Source organism: uncultured Abyssibacter sp., from assembly GCF_964000955.1.
In the GTDB taxonomy this organism is placed as follows: Bacteria; Pseudomonadota; Gammaproteobacteria; order Nevskiales; family OUC007; genus Abyssibacter.
In genome coordinates, this window is the sequence record NZ_CAXFCL010000004.1 from 1 (window position 1) to 8378 (window position 8378).

Here is an 8378-nt window from a genome sequence, read left to right on the forward strand (position 1 = left end):
CCCGGCGATGCGCTGTGCGATGGCCTCCGGCTCCACGTGGTGCGGCGCGTGTCCGATTCCCGGAAGGGTTTCCACCTCCGCATCCGGCAGCAGCGCCGTGAGCCGCTGACCATGGTTCCAGAACGGTACCACCGCATCGTCCTCACCGTGCAGCACGTACAACGGCCGCCGGATTTGCGGATACCGCGTGCTTTGCGTCTGCAGGTAGGCGTTGAGCATTACCAGGTCGCGGGCATTGGACCAGAACGCGCGCGGCCGCAGCGCCAGCGCCGCGCCGATGCGTTCGGCGTAGCCGTCCGGCACCGGATTCGGGCGGAAGATCTTCGCGATGGCCGCGGGCATCAGCGCAGGCCCCAGCAGCGGGACGATGGCGTGACAGAACAGCCAACCGATGACCGGCACGCGCGCCAGATGCGTGGCCCAGCCAATCCCGCCGACCCAGTGGCTGGCGACGCCGGCCAAACTGACGCCGCCGGCAACACGGCCCGGCTGGTCGGTCAGCGCGGCCAGCACCACGGACCCGGCCCAGGAATGCCCGACGATCACGGGATTGGGCGCATCCAGTTCCTCGGCCAGATTCAGCACGAAATCCGCGAGGTCGCCCGGGTTGAGCCAGTGGTCCGAACCCGGGCTGTAGCCGAGTCCGGGCCGGTCGATGGCGATCACGCGAAACTCGCGGGCCAGGATCGGCAGAATGCTCTGCGTCCAGTCGCGCAGATTGGAACTGGCGCCGTGCAGCAGGATCAGCGGCGGGCCTTCACCGGCCTCGACGATATGCACCTCGCGCCCGTCCAGCCGGCGGATCTCGCCAATCGGCGGATACGCCCGCTCGATCAGACCCGCTCGTCGATGCCCCGCCCAGAGCAGCAGGACGAGAACAATCCCCAGCCAGACCATGCCGTGGTCGCTCTACGAGCGGTTGATTGCCTTCGAACCAATGTCGCGACGCAAGTGCACCCGATCCCAGGTGATGCGATCGGCCGCGGCGTAGGCGGCGCGCTGCGCCTCGGCCACATCGGCGCCCAGCGCCGTCACGCACAGCACGCGGCCACCGGCGGTAACGATGTCGCCGTCGTCGTTCTGAGCGGTGCCGGCATGAAACACTTTCGCGCCCGAATCGGCGGCGGCGGCCAGTCCGTGGATCGGCACACCCTTGTCATAGGCGCCGGGGTAACCGCCCGCCGCCATGACCACGCCCAGCGCCGCCTGCTCGCTCCAGCGCGCGCTCATCAGTCCCAGATGACCGTCGACCGCGGCCAGACAGAGGTCGAACAGGTCGCTTTCCAGGCGCACCAGCAGCGGCTGGGTTTCCGGGTCACCCAGCCGGCAGTTGAACTCCAGCACCTTGATGTTGCCGTCGCCGTCGACCATGAGTCCGGCGTAGAGAAAACCGAGGTACTCGATTCCGTCCGCCGCGAACCCGGCCAGCGCGCGGTCGATCACTTCGTGGCGAATCTTGTCGTGCACCGCCGGCGTGACCACCGGCGCCGGCGAGTAGGCGCCCATGCCGCCGGTGTTGGGACCCTTGTCGCCGTCCAGCGCAGGCTTGTGGTCCTGGGACGAGGCGAATTCCACCACGGCCTGGCCTGCGGCCATGACGATGAAGCTGGCCTCTTCGCCGGGCAGGAATTCCTCGATGACGACCTTGGCGCCAGCGGTGCCGAAGCTGCCGTCGTCCAGCATGTCGCGCACGGCGGCTTCGGCCTCGTCCACGGTCTGCGCCACCACCACACCCTTGCCGGCGGCCAGACCATCGGCCTTGACCACGATCGGAGCACCCTGCTCACGAACATAGGCCAGCGCGGCGGCGGTGTCGGTGAATTCAGCGTAGGCGGCCGTCGGAATGCCGTGGCGCTCCATGAACGCCTTGGCGAACGCCTTGCTGGACTCAAGCTGCGCGGCCGCCTGCGTCGGCCCGAAACAGCGCAGCCCGGCGTCGCGGAACCGGTCGACGATGCCCGCCGCCAGCGGCGCCTCCGGGCCGACCACGGTCAGCACCACGGCTTCGCGATTCGCGAGAGCCAGCAGGCCATCGATGTCATCGGCGGCGATGTCGACATTTTCGCAAAGCGGCTCGGGGGCCGTGCCCGCGTTTCCGGGAGCGACCAGCACGCGATCCACTTTCGGGGACTGGGCGAGCTTCCAGGCCAGTGCGTGCTCGCGGCCTCCGCCGCCAACGACGAGAACGGTGTGTTCAGGCATATCGGTAGAGGTCCGGCGGACCGAAAACCAGCAGGCAAATGGCGCGCGAGTTTAGCACCGCCTTGACGCCGCCGGCTGCCCGAATCAGAGTCGGCTGAACGCTTTTCAGGGGAATGGCATGCGTTCGCGACTGCTGGGTTTGGCACCGGGTCTGGTGCTGATGTGGTTTCTGGCCTCGGCGACGTCGATGGCGGCGGAGCCCGCCGACGACCCCAATCGCTGGGATTTGAGGGATCTGTTCCCCGATGTTGCTGCCTGGAACGCCGAACGGACCAAGGTCGAGGACTACTTCGACGCACTGGCCGAGTGCGAGGGCCGGCTGGGCAACCCCAAGGGCCTGAACACCTGTCTGGAGCGCTATCACACCGCATTGCGGCGCCTGTTCCGAGTCGGCGTCTACGCCGGCCTGCTCGCCGATCAGGACACCAGCCAGTCCATTCCGCTAGAGATGCGCCAGCAGGTGCGCCGGCTCTATACCCGGTTCGGCGAGGTGACCAGCTACATGGCGCCGGAGATCATCGCGCTGGGCGAGGAGACGATCGAGGACTTCAAGCAGCGCGCGCCGCGTCTGGAACGCTACGACCGCCTGCTGGAGGTCACGCTGCGACAGGCGCCGCATACGCTCGACCCTGCCCGCGAGGCGTTGCTGGCGTCCGCCGGCGCCATGGGTGGCACGCCATCGGCCATCTACCGGGTGCTGGCCAACGCCAACATTCCGTGGCCCACCATCGAGCTGTCCGACGGCGAATCGGTCCGGCTCTCGCAATCCGGCTACACGAAATACCGCCAGATCCCCGACCGTGCGGACCGCAAGAAGGTCTTCGACGCGTTCTGGTCCACGTGGAAGGACTACGAGCAGACCATGGGCGAAACCTTCCACGCCCATCTGCAGCAGGCGAAGTTCTTCGCCGACGCCCGCGACTACGACAGCACACTGGCGGCCGCGCTGGGCGGCACACATGTTCCGGAGGCGGTCTACCGCAATCTGGTCCGGCAGGTGAACGACAATCTCGACACGCTGCACCGCTACCTCAAGCTGCGCGAACGCATCCTGGGCCTGGAGCAGATCGAGTACTACGACATCTACCCGCCGCTGGTGGAGCTGGAGACCGACTACCCCATCGAGACGGGCAAACCGCTGGTCATCAACGCCATGGCGCCGCTGGGCGAGGACTACGTCGCCAAGCTCACGCGCGGCCTCAATGCACGCTGGATGGACCTCTACCCGCGTGACAACAAGGTTTCCGGGGCCTACATGTCGGGCTCGGCCTACGATGTTCATCCCTACGTGCTGATGAACTACAACGACGACTTCGAGTCGGTCTCGACCCTGGCGCACGAATGGGGCCACGCCGTGCACACCATGCTGTCGACCGAAGGGCAGCCCTTCGAGACCGCCCGCTATCCGATCTTCCTCGCCGAGATCGCCTCGACGGTCAACGAAGTGCTGCTGGTCGACGACCGGATGCAGGTCGCCGAGACGGATGAGGAAAAGCTCTACTACCTGGGCTTTCTGCTGGAGCAGTGGCGCGGCACCTTCTTCCGCCAGGCGATGTTCGCCGAGTACGAGCTGGAGGTGCACGAGGCCTTCGCCGCCGGCACACCGCTGTCAGGCGCCCGGCTGTCGGACATGTACGGGAACATCCTCAAGCGCTATCACGGCCACGACGAGGGCGTGATGCACATCGATCCGCTGTTCCATGTCGAGTGGGCCTACATCCCTCACTTCTACCGCAACTTCTACGTCTATCAGTACGCGACCTCGATCACCGCCGGCGCCGCCTTCGCGGAAAAGATTCTCGCCGGCGACACCGAGGCGCGCGATGCCTATCTGGATCTGCTGCGCGCAGGCGGTAGCGACGATCCGCACGACCTGCTGGTCAAGGCCGGCGTGGACATGACCACGGCCGCGCCCTACGACGCGGTGTTCCGCACACTCAATGACGTGATGGACCAGATCGAAACGATCCTGGACGCACGGGAGCGCTGAGATGGCCCGGGGCTTCGTGCAACGCATCGTCGGCGCCGCCCGGCTCGACATCCCGACCTTCGAGGAGGTCGAGCACGATCGCTCCGCCACCATCCAGGCCGGCGGCGTGGTCGTGCTGGTCGCGATCGCCTCGGGCCTGGGGCTGCTGAAGGCCGGCGGCCTGGCGACCCTGCTGATCGCCATGCTCAGCGCCGTGCTGGGCTGGATTGTCTGGGCGGCGGTCATCTACGTGGTCGGCGCCAAGCTGCTGCCGGAATCCGGCACCCGGGCCAACGTCGGCCAGTTGCTGCGAACCCTGGGCTTCGCGCAGTCACCCGGCCTGCTGCGCGTCTTCGGATTTCTGCCGATGGTCGGCGGACTCGTCTACCTCTTGGCCACGTTGTGGACCATCGCCTGCACGGTGATCGCGGTACGCCAGGCGCTGGACTACCGCAGCACCGGTCGCGCGATTGGCGTCACCCTGCTTGGTTTCGTGACCAACGCACTGGTGTGGTGGTTGCTCAAGGGCCTCACCGGCACATAAACCGGGGCGGCGGAAAACCAGTTCTCATCCGCCTCGCGACCCTTTTTCACCGCATCGCATCCTGGGGTTGTGAGCAGTCGATTTGACATCCCGATTTCCGAGCTGACGCTGGCCGCGCTGCGCCGCGGCGACATGCGTGCGCAGGAATCGATCTACCGCACGTTCGAGCAACCCGTGTTCGAACTGGCCAATCGCATGTCGGGATGCAGCCACCTGGCGGCCGACATCACCCAGGACACGTTCATGCGCGCCTTCGCCAAGGTGAAGTCCTTCCGCGGTGAGTCGCCGTTCTGGGGTTGGCTGCGCCAGATCGCGGTGCGCGAAACCCTGCAGGTGCTGCGCAAGCGCAAGCGCTGGACGGCGCTGATCCCCGAGGCGCACGAATCCGCCGCCGCGGCTCCGGACAGCGACGACACCCTGCTGGAACAGGCACTCACGCTGCTGCCCGACACGGCCCGAGCCGTGGTGTGGCTTTATCACGTCGAGGGCTACACCCATCCCGAAATCGCGGACCTGATGGGCAAGACCCCCAGCTTTTCGAAGTCCCAGTTATCCCGCGCCCACGCCAAGCTGCGCGGCATCCTGCATCCGGATGCCGTAGCTCCCGCGTCCGGCGCCACCTCTCGTCAATCGGAGAACCAGCCATGTCTGAAGCCTTTGAGCGCGAGCTGAGCTCGCGGCTGCAGGCCTTGGCCGCCTGCACGCCCCCACCGGACGGGTGGGAACAGTTCCAGCAACGCCGACGTCGTCGCCTGGCGCGTCCGCCGCTGGCCATCGCCGCCACCGTGGCCGGCGCCGCCATCCTGGTCGCCGCCCTTTGGTCCGAGCCGGAAGCGATCCCGACCGTGCGGTCCGACGAGGTTCAGGCGAGTGCGTCACCAAACCCGCTGCCCACGCTGATCGCGCAGTCACAGGCACTGGAGAACCAGTGGCGTCAGCGCAAGGTGAGCCTGAACGGTGGCAACGACGCGCAGCGGATCGCCCGCCTTGAGGGTGGCTTGGCCATGATCGACGTGCAGCTCAATGCCGCGGCACCCGGCTCACCCGAAGAACTCGCGCTCTGGCGCAACCGTGTCCAGCTGATGTCGGCGCTGGTCGCGACCCCGCAAACCAACCCCGGACTCCGGACCGCTTCTTACGAGGTCCCGTTATGAACAAGAACAACAGCACCCCCATCCAGGCGGTGACGCGGCTGGCCCCGCGCATCGCCACCCATCCGGCCGGCTGGCTGGCACTGGGTTTCACGGTGGCCGCGATCACTCTGAGCCCGAGGGCGACGGCGGGCGACCGTGACACCGAGGTCAGCCAGGCCCGGGCCGAAATCGAAGCGCGCCGCGCGGAAATTCAGCGCCATCGTGCCGAGATCGAATCCGAGCGCGACGAAACGATCGCTCGCGAAATCGAGAGCGCCGAACGCGCCCTGGAGCACGCGGAGAACGAGCTTCAGCTCGCCGCCGAACGGCTGGCCGAACTGTCGCTGAAGCACGAGGCCAATGCGCCGCGCGCCTTCGCCTACCGCCTGCTGGGTGGACGCAAGCGCGCCATGCTGGGCGTGACGGTGCGGACCGCCGATGACGAATCCGGCGTCCACGTCAACGGCGTCACCCCCGGCGGCCCGGCCGAAAAGGCGGGCATCCATGCCGGCGACATCATCACCGCGGCCAACGGAGAGCGCTTCCAGGGCGAGAAGGCGCTCAAGGGACTGTCGGAGTTCATGGAAGCGCTGGAACCTGGCGATGAAGTCGAGTTGGCGGTGCTGCGCGGAGGCAAGCGCAAGCAGATCAAGGTGAAGACCGATGACCTGTCCTGGCCCAGCGCCGCGCTCGCCGCCGCCCCGCCGGTGCCTCCCGTGCCGGGGGTCAGCGTGTTCAATACCGACGATGGCGACGTGCATTGCGCCGAAGGTCTGGTCATGGACCTGCAGGATCTCGGCAACGGCCGTCGGGTGATCCGCATCGATCCACCGGTCGCGCCACGACCGCCCCTGCCGCCGGTTCCACCGTCCGCGGAGGTCGCCAGCGTGGGCGCCGGTCTGACCCTGGCCCAGCTCAACAAGGATCTCGGCAGTTACTTCGGAACCAACACGGGCGTGCTGGTGGTGGCCTCCGGCGACCGACGGACGATGGACCTGGAGCCCGGCGACGTGATCCAGTCGGTCAACGGCCAGTCGGTCTCGCGACCCAATGACGTGATCCGCCAGCTCAAGCGCGTCGAGGTCGGCGACGCCGTCACCCTCGACGTGATGCGCCGCGGCGCCCGGCAAATGGTGACGGCCGCACGCCCGGACCAGATGTTCAACCACGTGCACGTGCAGTCCTACGCGTCGAACGCCGACTGATTGCAGCCCCGTCACGAAGCAGAAGGCCCGGTGTTGCACCGGGCCTTTTTCGTTGGGGGCGAGGTTGCCGCGGGGCCGATCGGTTAGAATCGGCCGCATGGAAATCCGCCTGAACGGACATGCTTTCGACGCGCCCGAGCCCTGCACCCTGCAGGATTTGGTGGAGCGTCTGGGCCTCGCGGGCAAGCGCCTGGCCATCGAGGTCAACGGCGATATCGTGACCCGCAGCGCCCATGCCACCCACCAGGTGCAACCGGGTGACGCCATCGAGATCGTCCACGCCATCGGCGGAGGCTGATCTCCGGACCCTCACCCGCGGAACTGCACACCCGCCCGCAGTTCTGCCAAAGTAACCGCCCCATTGACCGACGAGTGTTCGCATGGCTTTCGGTACCGACGACCCCAATACAGACACGCTGACCATCGCCAGCCGCAGCTATCAATCGCGCCTGCTGGTCGGCACCGGCAAGTACGCATCGCTGGAGGAAACCGGCGAGGCGATTCGCGCATCGGGCGCGGAAATCGTCACCGTGGCGATCCGCCGCACCAACATCGGTCAGTCTCCGGACGAGCCCAACCTGCTGGACGTGGTCCCGCCCGACCGCTACACGATCCTGCCCAACACCGCCGGCTGCTACACCGCGGACGACGCCGTGCGCACCTGCCAGCTCGCCCGCGAGCTGCTGGATGGCCACAACCTGGTCAAGCTGGAAGTGCTGGGTGACCAGAAGACGCTGTTCCCCGACGTGCCCGCCACGCTGGAGGCCGCCAGGACACTGATCGACGACGGATTCGACGTGATGGTCTACACCTCCGACGACCCCATCGTCGCCAAGCGCCTGGAGGAGATGGGCTGCGTCGCGGTGATGCCACTGGCGGCGCCGATCGGCTCCGGCCTGGGCATCCAGAACCGCTACAACCTGCTGAGCATCATCGAGAACGCCGAGGTTCCGATTCTGGTCGACGCCGGCGTCGGCACCGCCTCCGATGCCGCGATCGCCATGGAACTCGGCTGCGACGGCGTGCTGATGAACACCGCCATCGCCGAGGCCCGCGACCCGGTGATGATGGCCCGCGCGATGAAGCTTGGCATCGAGGCGGGCCGGCTGGCCTACCGTGCCGGCCGCATGCCGCGCCGCCGCTATGCCAGCGCCTCCTCGCCGTTGACCGACCTCGTTGAATGAGCGACACGGCATCCCGTCGCAACTCCGATGCGGAGTCGCCGGCGCATCACCGCCGGATTCGCAGCTTTGTCCGTCGCGAAGGCCGGCTGACGCCAGCGCAATCCCGCGCGCTGGACGAGCTGATGCCGCGTTACGGCGTGA

The 8378-nt window shown here is 67.3% G+C and carries 9 protein-coding genes and 1 pseudogene; 8 read left to right on the forward strand and 2 right to left on the reverse strand.

Translation table 11 applies throughout. The features are described from left to right. Both ABNS06_RS00110 and purD read right to left on the reverse strand, forming a co-directional pair. Positions 1-897: alpha/beta hydrolase (locus ABNS06_RS00110; RefSeq protein ID WP_348671819.1), on the reverse strand; the 897-nt coding region annotated here is incomplete at its 3' end. A gap of 12 nt (positions 898-909) precedes the next feature. Next, positions 910-2202: a phosphoribosylamine--glycine ligase gene (purD, locus tag ABNS06_RS00115; RefSeq protein WP_348671820.1), complete on the reverse strand. Its 1293-nt coding sequence runs from the start codon at positions 2200-2202 to the stop codon at positions 910-912. Positions 2203-2320: 118 nt separating this feature from the next. Here purD and pepF point away from each other — a divergent pair, with 118 nt between their 5' ends. The 8 genes and pseudogenes from pepF to ABNS06_RS00155 form a co-directional block, all read left to right on the forward strand. Then, complete coding sequence (pepF, locus tag ABNS06_RS00120; RefSeq protein WP_348671821.1) at positions 2321-4192, forward strand: oligoendopeptidase F; 1872 nt, start codon at positions 2321-2323, stop codon at positions 4190-4192. A gap of 1 nt (position 4193) precedes the next feature. Further along, entirely contained in the window at positions 4194-4715 is a 522-nt protein-coding gene (locus ABNS06_RS00125; protein ID WP_348671822.1) for a YIP1 family protein, read from the forward strand. 69 nt (positions 4716-4784) lie between these two features. Next, positions 4785-5387: a sigma-70 family RNA polymerase sigma factor gene (locus ABNS06_RS00130; RefSeq protein WP_348671824.1), complete on the forward strand. Its 603-nt coding sequence runs from the start codon at positions 4785-4787 to the stop codon at positions 5385-5387. Beyond that, entirely contained in the window at positions 5360-5869 is a 510-nt protein-coding gene (locus ABNS06_RS00135) for a hypothetical protein (protein WP_348671826.1), read from the forward strand. Before ABNS06_RS00130 ends, ABNS06_RS00135 begins: the two co-directional genes overlap by 28 nt. Continuing rightward, the gene (locus ABNS06_RS00140; protein WP_348671827.1) at positions 5866-7053 is read left to right on the forward strand and encodes a PDZ domain-containing protein; all 1188 of its coding nucleotides are present in this window, start codon (positions 5866-5868) and stop codon (positions 7051-7053) included. The genes ABNS06_RS00135 and ABNS06_RS00140 overlap by 4 nt, the downstream gene beginning before the upstream one ends. A 97-nt stretch (positions 7054-7150) precedes the next feature. Beyond that, complete coding sequence (thiS, locus tag ABNS06_RS00145; RefSeq protein ID WP_348671828.1) at positions 7151-7351, forward strand: sulfur carrier protein ThiS; 201 nt, start codon at positions 7151-7153, stop codon at positions 7349-7351. Between the two features lie 82 nt (positions 7352-7433). After that, positions 7434-8237 carry a thiazole synthase gene (locus ABNS06_RS00150; RefSeq protein ID WP_348671829.1) on the forward strand — a complete coding sequence of 268 codons (804 nt, stop codon included), beginning with the start codon at positions 7434-7436 and terminating at the stop codon, positions 8235-8237. Next, positions 8234-8378, forward strand: a pseudogene (locus tag ABNS06_RS00155) (tRNA (guanosine(46)-N7)-methyltransferase TrmB); the annotation flags it as partial. The gene ABNS06_RS00150 and the pseudogene ABNS06_RS00155, both read left to right, overlap by 4 nt.